The 23,951-nt window shown below is 60.6% G+C and carries 27 protein-coding genes; 20 read left to right on the forward strand and 7 right to left on the reverse strand.

The window, feature by feature from the left end:
* The first annotated feature begins 12 nt into the window (after positions 1-12).
* On the forward strand, positions 13-387 hold the full coding sequence (locus tag FHT93_RS27425) for a GFA family protein (protein WP_183850392.1): 375 nt from the start codon (positions 13-15) through the stop codon (positions 385-387).
* 88 nt (positions 388-475) lie between these two features.
* Here FHT93_RS27425 and FHT93_RS27430 read toward each other — a convergent pair whose 3' ends face one another.
* On the reverse strand, positions 476-865 hold the full coding sequence (locus FHT93_RS27430) for a hypothetical protein (protein ID WP_183850394.1): 390 nt from the start codon (positions 863-865) through the stop codon (positions 476-478).
* Positions 866-1,064: 199 nt separating this feature from the next.
* Complete coding sequence (locus FHT93_RS27435) at positions 1,065-2,570, reverse strand: oligosaccharide flippase family protein (RefSeq protein WP_183850396.1); 1,506 nt, start codon at positions 2,568-2,570, stop codon at positions 1,065-1,067.
* Positions 2,571-2,813: 243 nt separating this feature from the next.
* Here FHT93_RS27435 and FHT93_RS27440 point away from each other — a divergent pair, with 243 nt between their 5' ends.
* The 6 genes from FHT93_RS27440 (at position 2,814) to FHT93_RS27465 (ending at position 7,772) form a co-directional block, all read left to right on the forward strand.
* Complete coding sequence (locus FHT93_RS27440; RefSeq protein WP_183850398.1) at positions 2,814-3,485, forward strand: hypothetical protein; 672 nt, start codon at positions 2,814-2,816, stop codon at positions 3,483-3,485.
* Positions 3,482-4,111 (forward strand): HAD family phosphatase, encoded by a 630-nt coding sequence (locus FHT93_RS27445; protein WP_112545258.1) that lies wholly within the window; start codon positions 3,482-3,484, stop codon positions 4,109-4,111. Before FHT93_RS27440 ends, FHT93_RS27445 begins: the two co-directional genes overlap by 4 nt.
* Positions 4,108-5,601, forward strand: a complete 1,494-nt coding sequence (locus FHT93_RS27450; RefSeq protein WP_183850399.1) for a glycosyltransferase family 2 protein — start codon at positions 4,108-4,110, stop codon at positions 5,599-5,601. Before FHT93_RS27445 ends, FHT93_RS27450 begins: the two co-directional genes overlap by 4 nt.
* Positions 5,594-6,337, forward strand: a complete 744-nt coding sequence (locus FHT93_RS27455; RefSeq protein WP_210299415.1) for a hypothetical protein — start codon at positions 5,594-5,596, stop codon at positions 6,335-6,337. Before FHT93_RS27450 ends, FHT93_RS27455 begins: the two co-directional genes overlap by 8 nt.
* A 117-nt stretch (positions 6,338-6,454) precedes the next feature.
* Entirely contained in the window at positions 6,455-7,432 is a 978-nt protein-coding gene (locus tag FHT93_RS27460; protein WP_113145340.1) for a glycosyltransferase, read from the forward strand.
* A gap of 121 nt (positions 7,433-7,553) precedes the next feature.
* A complete protein-coding gene (locus FHT93_RS27465; protein ID WP_183850401.1) occupies positions 7,554-7,772 on the forward strand; it encodes a hypothetical protein in 219 nt (72 codons plus the stop codon).
* Positions 7,773-7,774: 2 nt separating this feature from the next.
* On the opposite strand, the gene FHT93_RS27470 is transcribed toward FHT93_RS27465, so the two are convergent.
* The gene (locus FHT93_RS27470; protein WP_112545477.1) at positions 7,775-8,173 is read right to left on the reverse strand and encodes a DUF1236 domain-containing protein; all 399 of its coding nucleotides are present in this window, start codon (positions 8,171-8,173) and stop codon (positions 7,775-7,777) included.
* Positions 8,174-8,369: 196 nt separating this feature from the next.
* On the opposite strand from FHT93_RS27470, the gene FHT93_RS27475 reads away from it, so the two are divergent.
* Genes FHT93_RS27475 through FHT93_RS27485 form a run of 3 tightly spaced genes read left to right on the forward strand, consistent with a single transcriptional unit; the run spans position 8,370 to position 10,612 of the window.
* Positions 8,370-8,540 (forward strand): hypothetical protein, encoded by a 171-nt coding sequence (locus tag FHT93_RS27475; protein WP_183850403.1) that lies wholly within the window; start codon positions 8,370-8,372, stop codon positions 8,538-8,540.
* Positions 8,541-8,598: 58 nt separating this feature from the next.
* Positions 8,599-9,987 carry a sensor histidine kinase gene (locus FHT93_RS27480; RefSeq protein WP_183850405.1) on the forward strand — a complete coding sequence of 463 codons (1,389 nt, stop codon included), beginning with the start codon at positions 8,599-8,601 and terminating at the stop codon, positions 9,985-9,987.
* Between the two features lies 1 nt (position 9,988).
* Positions 9,989-10,612, forward strand: a complete 624-nt coding sequence (locus tag FHT93_RS27485; protein WP_112545254.1) for a response regulator transcription factor — start codon at positions 9,989-9,991, stop codon at positions 10,610-10,612.
* On the opposite strand, the gene FHT93_RS27490 is transcribed toward FHT93_RS27485, so the two are convergent.
* Together FHT93_RS27490 and FHT93_RS27495 are read right to left on the reverse strand one after the other, a co-directional pair.
* On the reverse strand, positions 10,609-11,169 hold the full coding sequence (locus FHT93_RS27490; protein WP_183850406.1) for a hypothetical protein: 561 nt from the start codon (positions 11,167-11,169) through the stop codon (positions 10,609-10,611). The genes FHT93_RS27485 and FHT93_RS27490 overlap by 4 nt on opposite strands.
* Positions 11,170-11,358: 189 nt before the next feature.
* Positions 11,359-11,937 (reverse strand): BA14K family protein, encoded by a 579-nt coding sequence (locus FHT93_RS27495; protein WP_183850408.1) that lies wholly within the window; start codon positions 11,935-11,937, stop codon positions 11,359-11,361.
* A 217-nt stretch (positions 11,938-12,154) separates the two neighbouring features.
* On the opposite strand from FHT93_RS27495, the gene FHT93_RS27500 reads away from it, so the two are divergent.
* On the forward strand, positions 12,155-13,447 hold the full coding sequence (locus FHT93_RS27500) for a DUF763 domain-containing protein (RefSeq protein ID WP_183850410.1): 1,293 nt from the start codon (positions 12,155-12,157) through the stop codon (positions 13,445-13,447).
* Positions 13,448-13,592: 145 nt separating this feature from the next.
* Here FHT93_RS27500 and FHT93_RS27505 read toward each other — a convergent pair whose 3' ends face one another.
* The gene (locus FHT93_RS27505; protein ID WP_112546361.1) at positions 13,593-14,150 is read right to left on the reverse strand and encodes a thioredoxin domain-containing protein; all 558 of its coding nucleotides are present in this window, start codon (positions 14,148-14,150) and stop codon (positions 13,593-13,595) included.
* Positions 14,151-14,351: 201 nt separating this feature from the next.
* Here FHT93_RS27505 and FHT93_RS27510 point away from each other — a divergent pair, with 201 nt between their 5' ends.
* The 9 genes from FHT93_RS27510 (at position 14,352) to FHT93_RS27550 (ending at position 22,954) form a co-directional block, all read left to right on the forward strand.
* Positions 14,352-14,624, forward strand: a complete 273-nt coding sequence (locus tag FHT93_RS27510; protein WP_183850412.1) for an acylphosphatase — start codon at positions 14,352-14,354, stop codon at positions 14,622-14,624.
* Between the two features lie 150 nt (positions 14,625-14,774).
* A complete protein-coding gene (locus FHT93_RS27515; RefSeq protein ID WP_113202043.1) occupies positions 14,775-15,416 on the forward strand; it encodes a Rieske 2Fe-2S domain-containing protein in 642 nt (213 codons plus the stop codon).
* Positions 15,413-16,261, forward strand: coding sequence for an aromatic ring-hydroxylating dioxygenase subunit alpha (locus tag FHT93_RS27520; RefSeq protein ID WP_183850414.1), 849 nt, complete (start codon positions 15,413-15,415; stop codon positions 16,259-16,261). The genes FHT93_RS27515 and FHT93_RS27520 overlap by 4 nt, the downstream gene beginning before the upstream one ends.
* Positions 16,258-16,917 carry a glutathione S-transferase family protein gene (locus tag FHT93_RS27525; protein ID WP_112969138.1) on the forward strand — a complete coding sequence of 220 codons (660 nt, stop codon included), beginning with the start codon at positions 16,258-16,260 and terminating at the stop codon, positions 16,915-16,917. The genes FHT93_RS27520 and FHT93_RS27525 overlap by 4 nt, the downstream gene beginning before the upstream one ends.
* 1 nt (position 16,918) lies before the next feature.
* Entirely contained in the window at positions 16,919-18,298 is a 1,380-nt protein-coding gene (locus FHT93_RS27530) for an amidohydrolase (protein WP_183850416.1), read from the forward strand.
* Between the two features lie 23 nt (positions 18,299-18,321).
* Positions 18,322-19,422 (forward strand): BMP family ABC transporter substrate-binding protein, encoded by a 1,101-nt coding sequence (locus tag FHT93_RS27535; RefSeq protein ID WP_113202046.1) that lies wholly within the window; start codon positions 18,322-18,324, stop codon positions 19,420-19,422.
* 3 nt (positions 19,423-19,425) lie between these two features.
* On the forward strand, positions 19,426-20,949 hold the full coding sequence (locus FHT93_RS27540; RefSeq protein ID WP_183850418.1) for an ABC transporter ATP-binding protein: 1,524 nt from the start codon (positions 19,426-19,428) through the stop codon (positions 20,947-20,949).
* On the forward strand, positions 20,946-22,046 hold the full coding sequence (locus FHT93_RS27545; RefSeq protein ID WP_112546330.1) for an ABC transporter permease: 1,101 nt from the start codon (positions 20,946-20,948) through the stop codon (positions 22,044-22,046). The genes FHT93_RS27540 and FHT93_RS27545 overlap by 4 nt, the downstream gene beginning before the upstream one ends.
* The gene (locus FHT93_RS27550; RefSeq protein ID WP_112969134.1) at positions 22,043-22,954 is read left to right on the forward strand and encodes an ABC transporter permease; all 912 of its coding nucleotides are present in this window, start codon (positions 22,043-22,045) and stop codon (positions 22,952-22,954) included. Before FHT93_RS27545 ends, FHT93_RS27550 begins: the two co-directional genes overlap by 4 nt.
* Positions 22,955-22,991: 37 nt before the next feature.
* On the opposite strand, the gene FHT93_RS27555 is transcribed toward FHT93_RS27550, so the two are convergent.
* Positions 22,992-23,894 (reverse strand): proline iminopeptidase-family hydrolase, encoded by a 903-nt coding sequence (locus tag FHT93_RS27555; protein ID WP_183850420.1) that lies wholly within the window; start codon positions 23,892-23,894, stop codon positions 22,992-22,994.
* Positions 23,895-23,951: the final 57 nt, after the last annotated feature.

Consider the following 23,951-nt stretch of genomic DNA (forward strand, 5'->3'; position numbering starts at 1 on the left):
GGAGGGAGTTGGATGACCATACGACAGGGGAGCTGCGGTTGCGGCAAGATACGCTACCAGGTCGAGGGTGAGCCGAAACGGATCGGGCTTTGCCATTGCACCGACTGCCGGCAGGAAAGCGGCGCAGCCTTTACCTACTACGCCATCTGGCGGAAGGACGCGTTCATGACCACGGGGGAAACCGCAGTGCATCACGGCCGCCATTTCTGCCCGGCCTGCGGTTCGCGGGTCTTTGCCTACGACGAAGACGAGGCCGAGATCAAACTCGGAACGCTTGAGGACGCGCCAACCGGCCTCAAGCCCACCTACGAGCTTTGGATCAAGCGGCGCGAACCCTGGCTACAGCCGGTGGAGGGAGCAGAACAGTTCATGGAAGATCGTATCTGATCGACGTGGAGAGTTCGGCAATCGCCCACACGCGATCGATCCCGGTTATCGCCGAACTCCCGTCAATTATTCGCTTCGGCTTTCACCCTTAGCGAGAACGCAAAAAGGCGAGAGGCATCACTGTCATGCCAGAAGAAGGCAGTGATCTGGACCGTGCCGCCACTAGGAGCGTCACGGCAACGATGCCGGCGAGTTTCAGCCAGGGATAGTTCGCAAGCCGCTGATTGGCTCTCCCATCCGCCGATTGGGCGCGTGTCGAAATGGCGGTCTTTGCCTGCTCGCGGAGGAGAGCGACGCGTCGGCGCAACGACGTCAGGTCCGCCTGCAATCTTGCGAGCTCGGCAGTCTCCAGCTCCTCCGCCGATTGATTGACCCGCGGCAACACAGCTCCCTCGGCTTCGGCCGCCTTTTCGATATCGGCAAGATGTTCATCAAGCTCGGCTTTCGTTTTGAATCCGCGCGTGCGTATATCCGTCATGGGCAGCACCTCCATCCGGCGGGTCGATTGTCGCAAGATGAGAACGCACTCAGCGGTCATAAGTTCGAAGCTCGCCGATACATCCCGCCTTGTGCCCGGAACCTCGCGCGACAGACAATCGAGTGGGCATCTCGTCCCCACCGCACGGTTTAGGCGATCGACCAAAGCTCGGTTTTAGAGGGCATCAGCATCCGGGCCGCTAGCGCGCACCTGTCACATGGTTCAGCTCCGCCATCAGGGCGCGACCGCTGGACCACGCGATGACGACATAGGCAAGCAAGCCCACCACAACTCCCATCAACAAGTCCACCAACGGCAAATGCAGGCTGCCGCCTGTCATATGCAGGGCCAGACCGACGGCGCCGACCATGACGCAGGCGCCCAGCCCGGCGGGAAGAACCCTGCGCAACAGGGAGGGCCAACGGAAACCCGTGCCGCGCTGCAGGAAGTAGAGAGAGATTGAGGTGGTCAATGCCGCAGCCACGACCTGCGCGATCGCGATATTGACGAGGTCCGGGCGGACCCAGCCGGCAATCGCAAGGCAGGCGAGGCTTGTTGCTGTGAACACCATATTCAGCCGTGGCAACAGGGAGACCCGGCCGATAATGCTGAGTACGGGTTCGTTGAGCATCTGGATGACGGCAATACCGCGCGCAGCTGCCAGAAGAATAAGCACTGGGGCGGCCGCGAGCCACTGGACCCCAAGCAGCACGCTGACGAGCTGCTCGGATACGACGGCAAGCCCCATGAATACGGGAAGAGCGGCAAATGCGGTAGCCGCCATGATCAATGACGTGAGCCGGCTAAGGCCTTCCGCCCCGCCGCCCGCCGCGCTCTGCTGGCGGGAGAAATAACTCCATGCCAGCATTCGCACGGGTTCGGAAATGAGCTCTGTGACCGCGCCGACGATGCGGCTTGCCATTCTATAGAGGCCGACCTCCGTCGCGCCGATAAAGAACACGATCAGGAATTCCGCACCGTAACTTTGCGCGAACTGCATCAGGCGTGACGCCAGGAGCCGTGTAGAATAGGCAAGCGCCTCGCGGGCGGTTGTGAGCTGGAATTCGAAGCGCGGAAGCCAGCGCGCAAAGCCCGTGGACATCAGGAGAGCGACAAGGACGACGCAACAGCGTCCTGCCGCGAGCGCGACAATGCCCCAGCCGAGCAACAGTCCGCCGGTCGTCACCAGAAGGCCTGTAAACTCCGAGGCCGCCTGATAACAGGCAAGTTCACGCAGGCGTCGTCCCCTGACTAGTACGCCGCTCTGGCAGATAATGAACGTTCCGGGCACGATGGTCGCCATCAGCAGCAAGAGAGTGACAAAGATCGATCCGGTGGGTGCCAGCCAGACGAGCGAAACGGCAAGCCCGATCAGGCCAAGGATGGTGAAGGCGAAACCGCTTGCAAGCGCGCAAAAAAGGACCGTACCGGGCAGCTCTCGATCGTGCGGCGCAGCAATCAGGTATTCGCTCCATCCGGCTTCGGCAATCTTCGATTGCAGCAACACGGTCGAGGAGACCATGGCAAAGACGCCAACGTCGGCCGGTGAGAGGACGCGGGCCGCGACGAGCAACGTACCGATACCGCAGAGCTGACTGACCAGACGAGCGCCCGAAACCCATAGCGCATCCCGCGATGTAGAGACACTACGCGGCTCTTGGTCCTGATCTGTGCCGAGTAGTGATGCCGTACTAGATGTGCCCATGGTCACATGTTCTATTGAGTTTATCTGGCATTTATATTTGCATTATTACGCGTACCGCACGTGTTACCAAAGTAACAACTTTGGCGTATATTCTATGTTGACGATCTATACTCACTTCTGCATAGTCAAGATGGAATTACAATCCTGCATATGAAGATTGGTCGGCACATGCATGGATTTCATCCGGCCCTTTGTGACGACACAAAATCGTTTATTGGCCAATTTGGCCGGAGGGACATAATAATGATCATACTTGCACATCGTGGCTGGTGGCTTGCCCCCCATGAGCGGAACACTTTAGGGGCATTCGACAAGGCTTTTGCCGCCGGGCATGGCGTCGAACTGGATGTTCGCGACCTGGATGGCGAACTGGTTATTTCACACGATCCCGCCACAACCGGCGCATTGTCCTTTGCGCGCGTTCTTGAGTGCTATGCAGCAAATGGCGCCCCGGGCCGGCTCGCCATCAATATCAAGGCGGACGGCCTCTGCCCTGCCCTGGTGCTGATGCTGGAACAGTATGGGGTCACGAAACCCTCCTTCGTTTTCGATGCCTCGGTTCCCGATCTCAGGCCCTATCTCGACAGCGGCATCCCGGTTTTCACCCGCTACAGCGAAGTCGAGCTCTACCCATCCTTCTACGAACGTTGCGAGGGTGTCTGGGTAGATTCCTTCACCGAAAAGCCGGCATCCATCGAACGCGCGATTGATGATCTCCGACGCGGTAAATATGTCGCGATGGTCTCGCCGGAACTGCACAAGCGCCCGCATGAGGCAGTCTGGGCCGCCTGGTCAGTCGAATTGCGACAGGCTGCGAAGAGTGGGCTTCCACTCGAGCGGCTGATGATCTGTACCGATCTGCCCGATGCAGCCGAGCAGAGTTTTGCCTGGATGGTTGAGGAGGAAGTCACATGATCCGTGCTGTTTTGTTCGACATGGATGGCGTGCTGATCGATGCCAAGGAATGGCATTATGAGGCGCTGAACCGGGCGCTCGATCTTTTTGGCATGCCGATCGATCGCCAGGCGCATCTGACCACGTTCGATGGCCTGCCGACCCGCCGCAAGCTGGAGATCCTCTCCCGTACCAACGGTTTGCCGAAGGGACTGAACGAGCTGATCCATGAGCTGAAGCAGGACTATACGATGGAGCTGATCTACACCCGCTGCAAGCCGGTGTTTGCCCATCAATATGCGCTCAGCCGTCTCAAGCACGACGGCTACAAGATCGCCGTCTGCTCGAACTCGATCCGTGTCACCATCGAGTCCATGATGCGGCGCGCCGGACTGGCGGACTATATCGACCTCATCGTATCGAATGAGGATGTCACCCGGGCCAAGCCGGATCCGGAAATGTATGTGACGACGATGGAGCGCTTCGGCCTCAGGCCGGATGAGTGCCTTATTCTCGAAGACAATGAATATGGCCTGAAGGCCGCGCGAGACAGCGGCGCTTACGTCATGCAGATCGGAACACCGGCCGACGTTGTGTATGGCCGGATCGTGTCCGAAATCAAGCGTGTATCGGAGGTGATGGCATGATCGTCCTGTTCCCCACCACGGGCACAAGCCCGCATTTCAGCCCGGAAGACTACGCCTATCCGCGCCCGCTTATCGAAGTGGCCGGAAAGCCGATGATCCTGTGGGCGATCGAAAACATGAAGTCGCTCGGCGGCGATACGCATTTCCTCTTCCTCGTCGATCAGCAGGATGCCGTCAAATATTCCTATGAGCGGATCTTCGACCTCAGCACCAATGGTCGCTCCGAAGTCGTCATGCTGAAAGGCGCGACCGCCGGTGCGCTCTGCACCTGCCTGATGGCGATCGACAGGATCGACCCGACCGAGCCGCTGGTGATTGCCAACAGCGACCAGATTATCGACACCCGCCTTGCATCCGTGATTGCCGAATTCGAGGCAGCCAAAGCGGATGCCGGCGTCATCACCTTCGAGACGATCCACCCGCGCTGGTCCTATGTGACGCTTGGCGACGACGGCCTGGTCAACCGTACATCCGAGAAGGATGTGATCAGCAACAAGGCGATCGCAGGATTCTATTATTTCCGCGAGGCCCAGATTTTCTTCAAGGCCGCGACCGCTGCCTTGAGGCACGGGGTGACGGTGGATGACCGCTACTATGTCAGCTCCTCGCTGAACGAGGTTATCCTGGATGGCGGCCGTGTCGTTTCCGCAAGCGTTCCGGCGGACCGCTACCACAGCTTCTACAATCCGAAGATGATCGAGAACTTCGAGCTCAATGGGGTCCGCCGCCTGTCCTCCGCACAGGCCCAGCGACCAGTGCAGCTGGTAGTTCCGGCCGCCGGCCGGGGCAGCCGCTTCGCCAAGGTCGGGTTCACCCGCCCAAAGCCCTTCATCGACGTACTTGGCCGGCCGATGATCCAGCATGTGCTGGAAAACACGCTGCCGCCCGGCGGACAGCCGACGGTCCTGCTGCTGCGAGAACATCTGGACAGCCAGGCGGATGCGGTGGCCGAACTGCGCTCGGAGGGCGTCGGGATCGTTTCGGTCGATCAACTCACCGAAGGCACCGCCTGCACTGTTCTGCTGGCGCGCCAGCACCTCGACGAGGAAGCTCCGCTTCTCATCGCCAATTCCGACCAGGTTGTGGACATGCGTATCGTCGATTTCATCGATGACTGCATGTCGCGCGATCTCGACGGATCGATCCTTGTGTTTCGCGATCCAAAGCGCGACCCGAAATGGTCTTTCGCCGAAACCGATGCGGCAGGCTTCGTGCTCAGGGTTGCCGAAAAGCAGCCGATCTCCGAACTGGCGACGGTTGGTATCTACTTCTTCCGCCGCGCCGGCGATTTCATGAAGGGCGCTCTCGACATGATGGTGCATAACGACCGCACCAACAACGAGTTCTATGTCTGCCCGGCCTATAATTACGCCATTCGCAATGGTGCGCGCATCGGCGTCTACGAGATCGACGTCAGGAACATGCACGGGCTCGGCACGCCCGAGGATCTGGCCGAATATCTGCAGGGTCGCGAGCCTGCCTATGCGTGACGTCGCAACCAGCCCGAGCGCTACGGCGCCGCTGAACATCATCATTCCCATGGCCGGGAATGATTTTGAGCGACCTGACGGCTCGGTGAAGGCGCAAACGCCGGTTGGAAAGACGACATTGCTCGGCGCCACGCTGGAGGCGCGCTCTTGGTGGAGCGGTGCGGCTGTGCCTGTTTTCGTGCTGCGGGACAGGCCAGCATCACAGCGCTACGCCCGCGAAACATTGCTGGCGCGCTATCCAACAGCGCGCATCGTTTGGCTGTCCGAAATGAGCGGTGGCGCCGCCTGGAGCGCTGCGGCCGGTATGGCACTCGTCGCGTTTCCGGACGCGCCTGTCGTCATCGATCTCTGCGATATCATGTTCGATTGCGATGCTGATATTGCCGACATCTTCGCTGCCGACGCCAATCTCGGCGGTCTCGCGCTCACATTCGCTTCCCGCCATCCGCAATACAGCTATCTCAGTCTCGGAAAGGATGGCCGGATGCAGGAGGCAAGGGAAAAGGTCGTCATTTCCGATCATGCATCGGCAGGCGTTTATGCTTTCCGCAACGCCGCCGTTTTTCATCTGGCTCTGGCCCACAGCCTGGAGAACCGAGCGCGCCTTTCGCATAACGGCCTGCTCTTTGTCTGCCCGATGCTGAACGGCGTGGTCGCTCACGGCTTCGATGTCCGGACGCTACCGGCGCGCAATGTGTTCGATGTGAAGATCGCAGACGCGGCCCTTGCCGGCTAGCGTCGACGACGGAGGAAATACTGGTGCCGTCCCGCTTCGACCGGGACAAGCGGAGCCTTGCTGACGATCCCTTGACGCGCTTCTCGGGATCAGAGGACGAGTAAACGGGAGATCATCATGACGGCCGGAACATCAAGCAGATTACCCTCTCTCGCCATTATCATACCCTGCTACAACAATGCTGAAACGCTTGCCGAGGCGCTCGACAGCGCTCTGGCACAGGATTATCCGGACTTCGAGGTTCATATCTGCGACAACGGCTCCACCGACGGCAGCCGGGAAATAATCGAATCCTACTCGTCTCCTTTGCTGAAGCCGGCTCTGCACCGCGACACCGTACCGCGCACGGACAATTGGAACCGCGCCTATACCGCCGGCGCGAATGCTGATTACCTCGTCACACTGCACGCCGACGATCGCCTCGCTCCGGGCGCGTTGCGCGCCATCGGGCGCGCGGCAATGCGCAACCCCGCCCTGATCCACGGCCGTTTCAGGCAGATCACCTATGAAGGAGACCCGATCCCTGGCCACCGCTTCGCGTGGAGTTACAGCAACAGCGGTGAGGCCTTCCGGGAATTGCTGCTGCTCAACAATATGGTCGCGATGCCGGGTGCGACGATCCGGACGGATGTCTTCTTCAAGGCCGGCCGCTGGGATCCGGCCTGGCAATATCTGCAGGATATGGAGCTCTGGTGGCGCTGCGGCGAGCTCGGAGAAGTGGCTTTTGTCGCCGACATGCTTGGCGACCACAGGGCATACAAGCATCCGCAGGCGCTGCACCGGCACGCTGAGGAACATCTGCGCTGGGCGACGCGCAGACTTCGCAACGCTCCAACCGCCCGCCTGCGGCAAGCCGCCGCCGACGGGCTGAACGCCTATCTCACGCGCCTCGAAGCGGAAGTGGATACCTTGCCGGATGTCGCGGCCAGTTTGGTAGAGCCCGTGAGGGCAGCCAGGGCAGCACTCGCGAAGGCACCGGGAACACGCGTAGATGCCCTTCGCCGGCAGAGACTGTTGCGCATGCGGGCCGCATCGCTCTCAGCTATCACAAAGCTCTTCGGGAGACTTTCGCCCTGGCAGGCCTTGTCGCGTTGACGATCGACGGCATCCTCGGTTGAGATCCGTGCAAGCGGTAGTCCTTCAAATCGTCTTCGTGGCACGACTACCGACTGGGCTGGATCCTGCTAGTTCCCGGGCCGTTTGACAGGAGGTCGTGATGAGCTTCATCGCGGCCGGTCAGCACTTGCTGCACGCGGATCCATACACGGCCGCCGCGACGGTCATCGTGATCCCCTGCGGCAAAGAGTGCAGCGAGAATGCCTGCCATCGCAAGCAGGATCGCGATGACAGGCATGGCCAAGGCCACCGGGTCTTTCTTCGGGATAGATCATGGATGACCGGGGAAGAGACGCGGCAGATGCCGCGTCGATATTGAGGTTAGTTGATGACCTGGATCACCTTGCGGGAAGAAGGCTCGACGATGACACGTTCATCGTTCACGATCGCATAGGCATATTTCGGATTGTCCGGAATGGGCGTTACGACAACAGTCTCCGGCAAGGCGTGGCCGACAACGACCTTTTCCTTGACGACCACGCGGGCCGAGGGAGCCGGAGCTTCGCGAACATAGGTGACGACCTTCTGCGGCGGCGGATCGATGGCCGTGCCGACAATTGCACCGGCTACGCCGCCGACTGCCGCACCAACCGGGCCACCGACGATCGCCCCGGTTACGGCGCCACCAGCTGCACCATTGACCGTTGAAGATTGGGCGAGTGCGATGCCTGACATGAGAGACGCGGCAACAGCCGTGCCCACAACTAGCTTGGAGAGCATTTTCTCCTCCTCTGGTTTCGAGGCGGCCTCCTTGACCGCTGCCAAATCAACGGCCCGCATTCCCCGCTGTTCCGGATCCCGGACCTCAGTCGGACTGGCTTCAGACTTTGGTCCGATGCCGCGCGGACTGAAGTCCCTGCTCCGGAACGCACTGCCTGCTCACCCGTTCGGCCCTCCATCGAAAGAGGAGTTAGTGATGGACGACAGGAACGAAATCCCGGAAATTTCCAGCGCATGGAACGCATCCCTGCTTGCGCTTGTCATCTTTCTTGCCGTCATGCTCTACGTCTTCGGCACGGCCATGTCGGGTGATACCGACGAGTTGACCGCCAGCATTCGCGGCGCCGATGTCGTCCAGTCCAGGTGAGGTGGAAAAGTCCGGCCGATGCGATAGTTTGCATGGATCATCGCAAATCAGGTTGGAAATGAACTGGCTCATACGGTGGAACGCCCGCTCCCTCGCCTCCCAATTCTTCATCATGGGAGGACTCGTCTCACTTGCCGCAATGTTCGGGATCGGGCTCATCGTCACCCGACTTATCGAGAATGCCGTCATTCACAATTCCGGGGCTGCAACAGCGCTTTACGTGGACAGCGTGGTCGCACCCCTGCTTCCCGACATGCAGACGGAATCGCTGCTCGATGACGCAAGTGCCCAAGCGCTCGATGAAACACTTGGACAGGGCGCACTTGGCCGCCGTCTCGTGTCGTTCAAGCTGTGGCGCCGTGACGGCACGATCCTCTACTCCAATGAAAAGGAGCTGGTGGGGAAGACATTTCCGGTCAATGGCAAACTCGCCCAGGCGTTTGCAGGCTCGCTGGTCGCGCGTTACGAAGTCGCAAGCGACCCTGAAAGCGCCGAAGAGCGCAATCTCGGCAGGGCGCTCATGGAAATATACAATCCTGTTTTGCAGCCTTGGTCGGGAGAGGCCGTGGCTGTGCTTGAATTCTATGAGACTTCCGAAGGGCTGGAAGACAGCCTTGCACAGGCACGGCTCTGGAGTTGGCTGGCCGTGGCCGGCCTGACCGCGATTTTCTTCCTCACCCTCTCCATTCTTGTCTTTCGCGGCAGCCATACGATCGAAGTGCAACGCGAAGCGCTAAAGGCCAGGGTAGACGAACTCTCCGCACTTCTGGCTGAAAATCGCGGCCTGCAACGCCGACTTCAATTGTCTTCCCAGCGCGCCGCGGCCCTGAACGAAACCTATTTGCGCGGCATCGGTGCCGATCTGCATGACGGCCCGGCGCAGCACATCGCCTATGCCTCGCTGCGGCTCGACAGCAACCTGCTTGTCGACGCCGCTGTCCAGCCGGAGGCACGCGAAAAGGAGCTCACCTGGATCCGTTCGAGTCTCGCCGAGGCGATGAAGGAGATCCGCGACATCTGCAAGGGACTGGTACTGCCGCAAATCGAGAAGGCTTCGATTACGGAAATCGTGAAACGCGTTGTCGAAGCCCACCAAGAAAAGACCGGCACTACTGTCGATACAAAAATTGACGAGGACGATCCGGAACTTGCCACCGCTCTCAAAATTTGCATCTACCGCTTCGTTCAGGAGGCGCTCAACAATGCCTATCGCCACGGTGGCGGCGTGGAGCAGGCAGTCAGAGCAACATCACACGGCGGCGCCGTCCGCGTCGAAGTCAGCGACCGAGGCGAGGGTTTTGATCCGACACTGGTGAGGCCGGCGAGCCTCGGCCTTGCCGGGCTCAAAGAACGGATCGATAGCCTTGGCGGGGAATTCGACATAATAACCGGCGAAGGCGGAACGACTGTCATCATGACCTTCGCGCCTATGGAAGTGGAGGATTAGGATGACGTCCATCAAAATCGGCGTGGTAGACGACCATCCCCTGTTCCGCGAGGGGGTCACCCGCAGCCTCTCCGAGGTCAGCGATTTTGTCGTCGTCGGAGAAGGTGCCAACACATCTGATGCAGCAATGATCGCCGCCGATACCCGTCCGGACGTGCTGCTTCTCGATGTGTCGATGCCCGGGGACGGCCTTTCGGTGATCGACGAGATCCTTTCCATAAGCCCGGAGACCAAAATTCTCATGCTCACGGCTTCAGAGGAAGTCGATACGCTGGTCGAGGCGCTGCAACGCGGCGCAAAAGGTTACATTCTCAAGGGTGTCGGCTCCCGCGGGCTGGCGGACGCCATCCGCACCGTTTTCAAGGGAGCCCGCTACGTCTCCCCCGCGATGTCAGCCAAAGTCATGGAATATTCGTTGAGCGGGCAGGCATCGGACAGGGACGCGCTTACTCCTCGGGAACGCGAGGTGATGGATCTCGTGGCGCAAGGCCTTTCAAACAAGCACATCGGCCTGCGTCTCGACCTGCAGGAGAAAACGGTAAAGCATCATATGACCCAGATCCTGACAAAACTCGGCGTAACGAACAGGACGGAAGCTGCCTTGCGGTGGCGCGAAAAACGCTAGCGCAGCAGGCGCGTGAGCCGCGTGCTGTCAGCCGACGTTGCCCGCCGGTTGATGATCGTACGGCCTTTCGAATCCTTCATGATGTAGCGCCCTGCACGTAGGGTTTCGGTTATTCCATTCGTATGCCGGACATCGATCGAGCCGTCCGTATCTTCGGTCGCGCGTGCACCCGATGTCGAGGACGCATTGCCCGTACTCCCGGCTCCGGTCGAGCTGGATCGTCCGCTCCCGCTACTATTGCCGCTGCCACCGGAATTACCGTTTCCGTTCCCCCCGCCGTTGCCGCTCCCGCCGCCATTGCCGTTGCCGTTTCCCCCGCCGTTACCATTTCCCCCGCCATTACCATTTCCGTTTCCGCCGCCGTTGCCGTTTCCACCACCTCCGCCATTGCCGCCGTTGCCGTTCCCATTTCCCCCGCCATTGCCGTTATCGTTCTTTGCAAAGGCTGCCTGGCTGGCGAGCGAGGGAAACGAACCCGCCACATCAACCTTCAGCGGCGCAGCGGCAAGAAAACTCGCGCCGCAGCCCATCAGAAAATTGCGCTTGGAGATCGCCATCGTCGCTTGCCTTGTCCTTTTTCCTCAAGTGTCTGCTCAAAGCAGGAAGCATGAGATTGACCGCTTGTTCCGAAATTGCAAGACGGTCGGACATAGGTGCCAGATGACCTCGGACTTTGGTCCGGGGCAAAAAGCAAGCGTCATCACCAAGGACGCGATCTTCTCACGGGAAGACTAAAATGATCTTGCCTAGATTACGGGAGCTACACACTGACGTCTTGGCCCGTCGAATGGCTGATAGCTGTTGTCCACAGCGCGATAGGAATTATAGCGGGCGGCGCACCATGATATATGCGGGCTCTGGGCTGCGCCCGCCGCGGGTAGCCCGACGGAGGGCTCTCTTTCTTCGATCACGCACGGTTTGCGGGGTCCCCCGTCAAAAGGCTGATATGTGTTGTCGGCCACATTGTAAGACCGATAACGTTGCTGGCACCGGCTGAGATGACGACCGTCAGCCGTCCATTCCTGCTTCGGCTGCTCGATCGCCCCTGTCATCGTTGCATCAGGCGGCGCAATGGCCGTTACGCCAACCAGCTTGGCCGGCGTTGAGGACAAATCGTTAGCCGCAGCTTGAAGGGGCGGAAGCCGCTCGTAATTTTGCGTTTTTGGATCAACGTGTGTCGGTATCGTCGTCCAGAGCGGCGCATCGAGGTTGGCGAAATGATGCGGCGCCGGTTCGCGAACCCCATAGGAGGCAAAGCCGAGACCGCCAACCAGAACGATCGGGATCACCGGCAGAAACATGGATGGTGTAGCAAGCGACTTCATGACTCAGTCTCTCATTCCCAGTTGACATAGAAATTAGGAAGTGAGGTTTCGGTTCCGCAGCCGGATGGGAAATCGCATCTTTTGATGCTTATTTGGCCGGGATGGTGAGCCGCCTCCTGTAAATAGGAATTTATTGCCATCGCCCCGGTTTTGACGGATAGCTGTTCTATCGGTTGATCCCGTCGACCGCAGCAGATTACGGACAGAAAGAGGAAGCATGTCGCAGAGAGCGGGCAGCGCCGACCTCCCCCTTCACGGAGGGCGCGTGCCGCCATGGCTGGGTAACCGCATGACGACACTCGGCGCTCTGATCGCCGAGGCAATCGTGCACCATTACGGGCGCGATGAATTCCTGCGCCGGCTTGCCCATCCCTTCTGGTTCCAGTCATTCGGCGCCGTCATGGGCATGGATTGGCATTCCTCCGGCATCACGACCAGCGTGCTCGGGGCGTTGAAACGTGGACTGACACCACTCTCCAAGGAACTCGGCCTTCATGTCTGCGGCGGGCGCGGTGCGCAATCACGCAAGACGCCGGACGAACTGATGGCGATCGGCGATCGCACCGGCCTTGACGGTGCCGGCCTTGCAAAGACAAGTCGCCTGGTCGCCAAGGTAGATAGCGCAGCGGTGCAGGATGGTTTCGATCTCTATCTGCACGGCTTCATCGTCGCCGATGACGGCCATTGGGTGATCGTCCAGCAAGGCATGAACGGCGACAAGCGTCAGGCGCGGCGCTATCACTGGTTTTCCGAAGGACTGGAGAGCTTCGTCAATTCCCCGCATGCGGCGATCGAAGGCCGCTCGCAGGGTGAGATCATCAATCTTGCCGACCGCCGTGCTGAAAAATCCCGTCACGACCAGCTCGATCTCCTTGCAACACTTGGACCGGATCGCATCATCCGCGAGGCGGCAGCCCTTGCCCTGGTGGCCGGTCCCGCACCCGCTCCTGAGCCGGCAGAACAGCCGATGCTACCGCACCTCATCATGCCCGCGCACCATGATGTCCGCGAAAGCGACGTCAATATGCGGCGGCTGCACGGCAACCTTGCTGCCGCTGCTGATCGTGGACCGGTCGATTTCGAGAATCTGCTGCTTGTGCCCGGCGTCGGCGCGCGCACAGTCAAGGCGCTGGCGCTCGTCGCCGAAGTCGTGCACGGCGCGCCCTGCCGTTTCTCCGATCCCGCCCGCTTTTCGATCGCTCACGGCGGCAAGGACAGGCACCCCTTCCCTGTACCGCTCAAAGTCTACGACGAGACCATCAATGTGATGAAATCCGCGATCGTGAAGGGCAAACTCGGGCGCGATGAGGAACTGCAGGCCTTGCGTCGTCTCGACGACCAGTCGCGCAGCATGGAGCGCTACGTCACCGGCCCCGACCTCAAGGAGATTGTCGCAGGCGAATTCCGGCAGTCCTCGGCCTTCGGCGGCCGAAGCGTCTTTGGCTGGGAACAGCCGCCGGAAGATACGCCTGTGGAAGAAACAGCACGCCCTCGTAAAGATCTCCGCTGAGCGCGTGCATGCCACCGGTATCGAGCATTTCGGCGGTTTTCATCTCGAAACGATGAGGAAGCGGCGCGAACGGAGTGTTCGTCGCCGAGAAGCGATCGACAGGAACATCCAGTCCTGAGATCGCTTCCTCGACATTGTTGAACGGCTACCCGATCAGCAGCTTAACCCAGGCCTCGACATCATCGCCGCTGCTCAGGTCCGGCCGCACCAATCCGTCGATCATAAAGGTCGGGGAGACATGGATGCCGTTCTGGCGGGCATATTTGCAGTGCCATTTGATCTCCTTGTCGAGATCGGGGATAGCGAAGGCCTCTTTCAGCGCCACGCCGCTGTAGTGCTCGAGGCGCTCGATGATCTCATTCGGGGTGGCATCCATATTAGGACCGCCGGCGTGACGCTCGAACTCGAATTCCTCACGATGGGCGGCGACGGCCGCCATGACCTTCTTTGCGGTTTCCTTGCCACCATTCAGTGTCGAGGCTGCAAGAACAGAACGCACGATCACGCCGGAATAGAGATGCCAGGGCTGCGACTGCAGGCGGATCTTGATTGTGATCCTGTCCGCTCCGGCCTGTTCGAGCAACGCATCCAGCTTGTTGAATGTCCTGACGGAATAGGGGCAGGTCGGCTCCAGAAAGGCCTCGAAAATGCGCGGTCCGAAACCCCAAGCGAGCGGGTCTGCGTGCCATGAAGTCGTTGTCATGTTCATGTCCTTTTGTCCTGCGGATCGATGTTACCGGTCAGCATAATCACCGGAGCAGCCTCCGTCGCTGATGATATGGCTGTTTCCTGCCTAATTATTCATGGCACATGAAAGGCATAAGACCGTTCGTTCCATCATCCCCCTTTCACAACGGCACCAAGCCGCTATGCTGTTCTCAGGGATCAGATGATGGATAATTCGATGACGCAGACACGGCAGGGGGGGTTGCGCGAGCGAATGACGATCCTCGGCGATGTCGATGCGGCCTCGTTCATTCCGTGGATCCGTCGCCATGCCGACAAGCTTGGACTGTCCCAGGATTTCTTTTACATGGGCGCCGACCGAATCGAACTTGAGGTCGCAGGTCCCGTTGAGCTGATCGACATGCTGGAAATGGGGTGTTCGCTCGGTCCAATCGACGTCTGGGTGGACGAGATTCAGCGCAGGATTGTAGACCCTGCCGACACACCGTAGCCCTGACCACATTTGGGGCCTGCCCTTTATTTAATCATTGTTGCCAATGCGGTTTTTTTATGCAAGCCTCTGACAGCTGAGGCCGCTAGCTCGGCAACCGTGCACGGCCGGCGGCACTAAAGCCTTGGGAATATTGAGGACTTATACGTTATGCCATCTGATACGGCCGGCTCTTGGACGCCAGTCGCCCTGTCTGCTGATCTGCCGCCGGCAACCGTCATACCGGCCTGGACGCCAGCAGGATCGATCGCTCTCTGGCGCACTCAGTCGGGGCGCGTATCGGCATCGTCGGATCGCTGTCCGCATCGCGGGATGCGATTGTCCCACGGCTTCGTGCGCGGCGAGGCACTCTCCTGCATCTATCACGGCTGGAGCTATTCTCCGGCGGGAGGATGCATCCGCATCCCTGCCCACCCCGACCTCGTGCCGCCGGAAACGATCCGTGTCGCAATTCATGAGGTCGAGGAATCGGGTGGTGTCATCTGGGTTGCCGTTGGAGAACCCTCGGCGTCACAGCCATCGCTTGATGATCTCTTGCCGTTGCGCTCGTTGACTGCCGAGGCCGGCATTCCGGCGCTCGAAGCCGCTGCGGGCGCGAAAATTGGTATGGACGGGCTCATTCCAATTGCGAACTGTCCATGGGTCCGGCTGCTATCGACTGAGCAAGCAGGACGCACGCTCATTCACGTCATGATCGAAAAGGATCGCAGCCCGGCGGACCGAGTCACGGCGTCCCGCGTCGCCGAAGCCGTGCGTCGGCAGGCGGAAGCGCGGCAGAAGGAGGTGGCATGACGAAGGCTGGCGCAATGATCGACGAATGGTATCCGGTCGGCCTTTTTTCCCGCCTCGGCGAAACCGGCACAAAGACCGCTCTGATGGGCGAGCCCATAGTAGTCGCGCGCACCTCCGATGACAATGCGCAGGTGACATCAGCCGATGGGCGCAGCCTTCCGGTCCGCATCCGCTACGGCCATGTCTGGTCGTCGCTGGGCAATCCCGGCAAGGAGCTTTTTGCCATTCCCGAGGCGGACCAGCCCGGCCGCCGCTTCGTCGATGTGGGCGTCGTGCGGGTGCGCTGCTCACCGCTGCGGGCGGTCGAGAACTTCCTCGACATTGCCCATTTCCCCTTCGTCCATACCGATATTCTGGGCGCCGAGCCTCATACGGAAGTCCAGAACTACAAGGTCGAGATCCGCGAAGACGAGGACGAGGTCTGGGCAACGCAGGTGAAATTCTATCAACCGCAGGCCGCCAAGTCGGCGACCGGCGGCATCACCACCGAATATATGTATCGCGTGCCGGCACCTACCTGCTCGGTACTCTACAAGACCTGCCCTCCCCGCCCCAGCGAATGGGACGTCATTACCCTCTTCGTCCAACCGCTTGCGGAAGACCTTTGCGACGTGTGGCCATGGATGGCACTCTTTGATGACGACACACCGATGACAGATCTCATTCATTTCCAGCAGATGATCTTCCTGCAGGACCGCTCGATCCTCGAGAACCAGATCCCAGCCCTTCTGCCGCTCGATCCCGGCATGGAAATACCGACGCGCGCGGACCTGACTTCGGTCGCCTACAGACGCTGGCTCAAGCGCCACAACTATATCTACGGTGCACAGTTGGTCGCGCAATGAAGCTCTACGACTACATTCTCTCGCCGAGTTGCTACAAGATCCGCCTGATGGCGGCGATCCTCGGTATCAAACTGGATATCCGGGCGGTGGATTTTCATCCAGGCGCTGAACATCGCGGCCCGGAACTTCTGGCGCTCAATCCGGCAGGGTCGATTCCGATCCTGGAAGATGGCGATCTCGTTCTGACGGAATCCTCCGCCATTCTCGCCTATCTCGCCGCCCAAGGCGCGCCGGAATGGTTGGGTACCAGCACGCCTGAAGAGACGGCGCGAGTGCAGCAGTGGCTGTCCTTCTCGCATCGGCTGACCGCCAGTCTCGGCGGCGCGCGGCTGCATGAAATGCTTCTGCGCCCCGGCAATATCGAAAGCCTTCAGGCGCAGGGCATCGCCGCGCTGCGCGAGCTGGAGGCTGGTCTCTTCGAACAGCAGCTTCGCGGTATGCGCTTCCTGGCGTCGAACCGCGCCACGATCGCCGATATCGCCTGTTTCCCCTATGTGGCGCTCGCGCCCGATGGCGGCATCTCGCTCGATCCCTATCCAAACATCCGGCTCTGGTTGAGGGCCGTCCGCAGCCTCGGCGGCTTCATCGAGATGCCCGGCATTCACCGCCTGCACGAGCTGAAGCCCGATCCTCATCCTGCGAAGGAGGAAAGCTGAGATGGCCGGCTACCTCCTGAAAAATTGCGCAGCCGTCATCGTCAATGAGGGCAACGGACCAAGCGTGCGCCGGAACGTGGACGTGCTGACCAATGGTCCGGCGATCCAGGCAATTGGCACGAACCTGTCACAGGAGCCCCTGCCATCAGGCACGATCGTCCAGGATGCCGCCGGCTGGTTCGTTTATCCCGGCCTCGTCAACACGCATCACCATTTCTTTCAGTGCTTCGTGCGCAACCGGGCCGATCTCGACTGGACGAAACTGTCGGTCATCGAGTGGCTGGACCGCATCTACCCGATCTTCTCGCGGCTGAACGAGGATTGCTTCTACCATTCCTCGGTTACCGCCATGGCCGAGATGATCAAGCATGGCTGCACGACGGCTTTCGACCACCAATATTGCTTTCCCCGGCACGCCGGAAAGCGCCTGATCGACCGACAGTTCGAGGCGGCCGAGCTTCTCGGCATGCGTTTCCATGCAGGCCGCGGCGGCAATACGCTGCCGAAATCCGAGGGATCGACGATCCCGGATGCCATGCTGGAAACGACGGATGAATTCATAGCCGATTGCGCCCGGCTGATCGACAGCTACCACGATGCCGGTCCCTTCAGCATGCGGCAGGTGGTCGTTGCGCCCTGCCAGCCGGTCAATTGCTATCGCGAGACCTTCGTTGAATCGGTGGCCCTTGCCCGCGACCGCGGCGTGTTTTTGCACACCCATGTCGGCGAAGGCGAAAGCCCTGTCATCGAGGCGCGGCACGGCATGCGTACGGTCGATTACTGTACGGAACTCGGCTTTGCAGGTCCCGACACCTTCTATGCTCACTGCTGGGAACTGACGCATGACGAACTCCGCAAGATGGCGGCAAGCGGCACCGGCGTCTCCCATTGCCCGGAGCCGGTCTATCTTGTCGGCGCAGAGGTGACGGATGTTCCGGCCATGTCGGCCTTCGACCTGCGCGTCGGGCTTGGCTGCGACGGCGCTGCCTCGAACGACAATTCCAACCTCATGCACTGCATCCACTCCGCCTATATGCTGCAATGCCTGTCGGCATCGACACGCGCTCACCCTGTCCCGCCGCCGGTCGATTTCCTTGGTTACGCAACGACGGGCGGCGCAAGCCTGCTCGGCCGCCGCGATATCGGCCGTCTCGCGCCGGGCATGGCAGCAGACCTTTTCGCGATCGATACGCGGCGGATGGACTATGTCGGCACGCGACACGACCCGCTGAGCCTGATTGCCAAGGTCGGGATCGGCATGCCGACTGACCTCACCATGATCAACGGGCGCATCGTCTGGCAGGCAGGTGAATTCACCGGTCTCGACGAATTCAAGCTTTTCGCGGACGCCGAAGCGGCGCTCGCGGCTGTGGAATTCTGAACAACCAAAAGAGGGGAACTGACATGTCCAACAATCTGACCCGCAGAACGCTGATGAAGAGCGCCGCGGCTGCTGGCCTTGCCACGGCCTTTGCCGGCCGCTCTGCATTTGCTGCCGACGAACCGCTCGGCATCGCTCTCGTCGTACCCTCGCCGATCGGCGATGTCGGCTGGGGTCACGCGCTTGCCGCCGGCATCGATCCGATCAAGGCCGCCTATGGCGACAAGGTGAAGGTCACGATCATCGAAAACATCGCCGAGGGCCCGGATGCCGATCGCATCATGAACAAGACGGTCGCAGACGGAAACCATTTCCTGATCGCCGGCTCCTTCGGCTATCAGAACGGTGCTTTGCAGATCGCTCGCCGCAATCCAAAGGTCACCGTCCTGCATGCCTCGGGCTTCCAGGTCGCGCCGAACTTCTCGCCCTTCGCTGCCAAATATTTCCAGGGCACCTATCTGCTCGGAATGGCGGCCGCCGCTGTCTCCAAGACCGGCAAGCTCGGCTCGGTTTCGGCCTTTGCCATTCCCGAACTGATCACCTCGATCAATGCCTTCACGCTCGGCGCGCAGGCCGTCAAACCCGACATCGAAGTCTCCGTCGTCTGGGTCAACTCCTGGTTCGATCCGGCCAAGGAACAGGAAGCCGCCAAGGCTTTGATCTCGCAGGGCTGCGACGTCATCTTCTCGAATGCGCAGGATACGCCTTCGGTCATCTCCGCCTGCGAGGAAGCCGGTATCTATGCCTTCAACCTGAACTCCTCGATGAAGAAATATGCCGAGAAGACCTATCTCGGCTGCGTGGCCACCGACTGGTCGCCCTTCTTCAAGGCATCGGTCGATGCCCACCTCGCCGGCACCTTCAAGGGCGCCAACGCCTTCCTCGGCGTTGCCGACAAGGTGGTCGAGGTTGTCGACTGGAACCCGGCCATCCCAGCCGACACGATGAGCAAGATCAAGGAAATCGAGGCCAAGATCGCCAGCGGCAGCTTCTCGCCGTTTACAGGCCCAATAGCCAAGGCGGATGGCAGTGAAGGTGTCGCCTCTGGCGCCACGCTGACGGACGCGCAGATCGTCGCGATGGATTGGCACGTCAAGGGTGTCAAGACGCCGTTGCCGAAATAAGCCATGGAAAGCCCGCTCCTGTCGCTACGCGGCATTTCCAAGAGCTACGGCCAGGTCCATGCCAACCAGCAGATCGACCTTGACGTCTCTCCCCGCTCGATCCATGCCATCCTCGGAGAAAACGGGGCCGGCAAATCGACTCTGATGAAGCTGATCTATGGCGTCGAGCAGCCGGACAACGGAACTGTTGCCTGGAACGGGCACAACCTCAGCCTTGCCTCTCCCGCAGAGGCAAGGCGTGCCGGCATCGGCATGGTCTTTCAGCATTTCTCCCTGTTCGAGAGCCTGACGGTCGTCGAGAATATCCGCCTGATCGTCGCCGGCAACAAAGCCGAACTTGCGGAGCGTATCCGCAAGCTCGGACACGAATTCGGCCTGGAGGTCGATCCGCTGGCCCATGTGCACTCGCTTTCGGTCGGCGAGCGACAACGCGTGGAAATCATCCGCTGCCTGATGACCAATCCGAAGCTGCTGATCCTGGACGAACCAACATCCGTCCTGCCGCCGCAGGCCGTGGAGAAGCTTTTCGAGACCCTGCGCCGGCTGCGCGACGGCGGCGTTTCCATCCTTTTCATTTCCCATAAGCTGGAAGAAATCCAGTCGCTCTGCGACCGCGCGACGATCCTGCGCGGCGGACGCGTGACCGGTCATGTCGATCCGCGCGAGCATGATGCCCATGACCTTGCCCGTATGATGATCGGCCGTGACATGCCGGAAGCCATGCCGGCGCTGCCGCTTGACGAAGGCGAGAAGCGGCTGGAACTGATAGGGCTCGATTACAGGCCGGATGATCCTTTTGCCGTGCCGCTCTCCCAGGTCAGCCTTGTCGTCCGCGCCGGAGAAATCCTCGGCATTGCCGGGATTTCCGGCAACGGCCAAAGCGAGCTTGCCGCGCTGATCTCCGGCGAAACGATCCTGCCGCGCGACCAACGCGACCAGATCTTCATGATGGGCAAGGATGTCGGCATGCTCGAGCCGGCAGCCCGCCGGCAGCTCGGATTTGCCTTCGTGCCGGAGGACCGGCTCGGCCGTGGCGCGGTCCCCGAAATGTCGCTCACCCTCAATAGCCTGCTAACCGCCCATCCCCTCAGTCTCGTCAAACGCGGCCTGCTCGACAAGGCACAGGCGACCGCGTTCACCAACGAATGCATCCGTGACTACGACGTACGCACGCGCGGTCCCGAGGCCGAGGCCGGCTCGCTCTCCGGCGGCAATTTGCAGAAGTTCATCGTCGGGCGCGAAATCATGCTGGCGCCGAAGCTGCTCTTCCTCGCCCAACCTACCTGGGGCGTCGATATCGGTGCTGCCTCGGCAATCCGCAAGCGGCTCATCACGCTGCGCAACGAAGGCATGGCAATCCTCGTCATTTCCGAGGAGCTCGAAGAATTGTTCGAGCTCAGCGACTTCATCCAGGTCCTTCACCACGGCACGCTGAGCCCGCCGCTCGTCACACGCGATACGAAGCCCGAGGACATCGGCCGATACATGATCGGCGCCCAGTCACAGCGCGAGAAAGCGATTGCATGAGCAGACCCGTGTTTGCCGCCTTGCCAACCCTTGTCCGCCGGGAACGCGCCTCGCTTGCCGCTACGCTGCTCGCCCCGCCGATCGCGCTCGCCGTCACGATCATCCTCAATCTCGGCCTTTATGTCGTCATGGGGCGTGACCCGGCCGCAGTCATCTATGCGATGCTGATCGAGCCCTTCTATTCCTGGGCGTCGTTTTCGGAGGTGCTCCTGAAGACCGGGCCGCTGCTGCTCATCGCGCAGGGGCTTGCGATCGGCTTTCGCGCCAAAGTCTTCAATATCGGCGCCGAGGGGCAATTCGTGCTGGGAGCGATCTTTGCCTCTGCCATTCCGATCTGGTGGCCGGACGCCACCGGCCAGTGGATCTGGCCGGCAATGCTGCTGCTCGGCATGATCGGCGGCGCGCTCTGGGCATCGCTAACTGCCTTCTGGCGCGTCCGGCTCAATGCCAACGAAATCCTGGTCTCGCTGATGCTGAGTTTCGTCGCCGCGCAGCTTCTCAATTATCTGCTGCTCGGCCCCTGGAAGGATCCGAATGGCTTCAACTTCCCGCAGTCGGTGATGTTCCAGTATGACGCCATGGTCCCGATCCTGTTTGAAGGAACGCGCGTCAACGTCTCGCTCATCCTCGCCGGTATCCTGTCGGTTGCAGCATGGATCTTCATGCAGAAGAGCTTCATCGGCTACAGGTTACAAGTCGGGGGGCTGGCGCCACGCGCTGCAAGCTATGCCGGTTTCAAAGAGAGCTGGGCAATCTGGCTGTCGCTGCTGATCGGTGGCGCAGCCGCTGGGCTGGCGGGTTCAGCCGAAGTCGCCGGCCCGCTCGGCCAGTTGCAGCGCTCGATCTCGACCGGCTACGGCTATGCGGCAATCATCGTCGCCTATCTCGGCGGCCTGCATCCGATCGGCATCGTCATATCCTCTATCGTCATGGCCGCACTCTACATCGGCGGCGACAATGCCATGGTCTCGGCCAACCTGCCGATTGCTGCCGTCCGTGTCTTCCAGGGCAGTCTGCTGCTCATCTATCTGATTGCTGTTGCCTTCGTCCGCTATCGCCTTGCCTGGCCCCCGGCCGCCATCCGGAGCCCATCATGAATGCGATCGAGTTCATCCTGGCCGGCATGCTGGCGGCTGCGACACCCTTTCTGCTGGCGGCCCTCGGTGAACTGGTCGTTGAACGCGCCGGGGTTCTCAATCTCGGCGTCGAGGGATTGATGGCATTCGGCGCCGTCATTGCCTTCATCATCGTCTATCATGGTGGCGGCCACATCCTCGCATTTGTCGCGGCCGGGCTCGGCGGCAGTCTGCTGTCACTGATCTTTGCCGGCATCATCCTCGGCTTCAACGCGAACCAGGTCGCGACCGGGCTTGCGATCGGCATTCTCGGCCAGGGCCTGTCGGCACTCTTCGGCAAGAGCTATGAAAGCCTGACAGTCAAAGCGCTGCCGAAAATCACAATTCCGGGCCTTTCCGAGATCCCGGTCGTCGGCGGCCTCTTCACACAGGATATCGTTGTCTGGCTCTCGCTTCTGGTGACGGTCGCGATCTGGGCGACTTTCGCCTATGCGAAGGTTGGACTGGTCATTCGCGCCGTCGGTGAAAACCCGAAAGCAGCCCATGCGATCGGCTACCCTGTCATTGCCGTCCGCTTCGCCGCCGTGGCATTCGGCGGAATGATGGCGGGCTTTGCCGGCGCCTATGCGTCAACGATCTATACGCCGCTCTGGGCGGATGGAATGATTGCCGGCCGCGGCTGGATCGCCATTGCGCTCGTCGTCTTCGGAACCTGGCTGACAGGCCGGATATTCCTCGGCGCGTGTCTCTTCGGTGCCGTATCGCTGATGGGGCTAGCCGCGCAGGCGACTGGGCTCGACGTGCCCTCGCAGTTGCTGGCGTGCCTGCCCTATCTGGTAACGATCGTCGTACTCGGCATCATCTCCGCGGACCGCCGCTTGTTGAAGCTAAACGGCGTCGCTTCGCTCGGCGAGCCGTTCGAACGGTAGAGGAGGTGCGGCCGTCGGCGCCGGCCGCGGGGCGCGATCAATCGTGCCTTGTAAGGAAGGCAGAAACAACGTCCAGGCAAAGCTCGCGTTCCTCGACATGCGGCATGTGGCTGGAATTCTCGAAGAGCACCCATTCGCAACCCTGCACATGATCGACATAGGGTTTGACGACGAGCGGAGTCGCCTCGTCATATTTGCCAGAGATCAGAAGCGTGGGCGCCTCGATAAGCGGCAACCGACCTTCGATCGTCCAGTCCTTCATCGTGCCGATGACGTGGAATTCAGTCGGACCGTTCATGTTGCGGTAGACGGTATTGTCCTCGTCCATGATCGCAAAAGTGCGCGCGACTTCCGGCGGCCAGGGAGAAACCCGGCAGACATGCAGGTCATAAAAGACGCGCGACGCGGCAATATAGTCCGGATCGGTGATGGTTCCGGCTTCCTCGTGTTTCAGAAGCGTGTCCTGCACCGCCTGCGGCAGCTCTCGACGCAAGCGGTTCGCCTCGGCCACCCAGGTATGCATGTTGGCTGGCGAATTGGCGATGACGAGCGCCTTCAGGCCCTTTGGCCGGCGCACCGCATGTTCGGCGCCAAGCATGCCGCCCCAGGACTGGCCGAGGAAGGCATACCGATCCTGAATGCCGAGATGTTTCAGGAGCGCATCGAGCTCTTCGAGGAAGAGCGCCGGCGTCCAGAAATCCGGTCCCTTGTCGGGTAGTCGCGTGGAATTGCCGTTGCCAAGCTGATCGTAGTGGATGACAGCGCGGCCATCGAGCTCCGCAATACCCTTGAAGGAATCGACATAATCATGCGTGCAGCCGGGGCCGCCATGGGCAACGACAAGCGGCAACATGCCGGAATCGAGCGAACCGGTGATGCGATACCAGGTCTGGTATTCGCGAAACGGCAGAAAACCTTCCTTCGTCGAAACTGCGGCCACTTATATCTCCATCCTCTAGGGCAATGATGGAAAAGCATAACGTGGCCGAAAAGCCGA

The organism is Rhizobium sp. BK379 (assembly GCF_014193955.1).
Lineage (GTDB): Bacteria > Pseudomonadota > Alphaproteobacteria > Rhizobiales > Rhizobiaceae > Rhizobium.